The following is a 392-nucleotide window of genomic DNA, read 5'->3' on the forward strand; positions in this document are numbered from 1 at the left end:
CATTGCCCGAAAATATGGGATCTGTTGTGAAGAACGGGAAGGAAAGAAGGTTTACCTTGGATCCATCCCCGAAACCATTCAAATTAAGGACCAGGAGCGAAGCATCCGAAAAGTTTTTAAAGTGACCGAAAGAACCATCTCAAGAGACGGACAAATTTTTTTAATTCCCGAGTATGAATTTGAAACCTACTGGACGGACCTTGAAGTGCCGCCTCATGTGGTGATCTCTCTTTATCATAACCATGGCACTTGCGAACAGTTCCATAGTGAAATTAAATCAGAACTGGATCTCGAACGGCTGCCGTCAGGCAAATATGAAACGAATGGCCTTGTGCTCCATTTCGGTGTATTTGCGTATAACCTGCTTCGCTTGATTGGACAAGAAAGCTTGA

General features: G+C 43.6%; 1 protein-coding gene. It reads left to right on the forward strand.

Annotated features, from left to right (window positions below):
• Positions 1–392: transposase (locus IC21_RS16880; RefSeq protein ID WP_035180431.1), on the forward strand; the 392-nt coding region annotated here is incomplete at both ends.

It is taken from the genome of Heyndrickxia coagulans DSM 1 = ATCC 7050, assembly GCF_000290615.1.
Lineage (GTDB): Bacteria > Bacillota > Bacilli > Bacillales > Bacillaceae_C > Weizmannia > Weizmannia coagulans.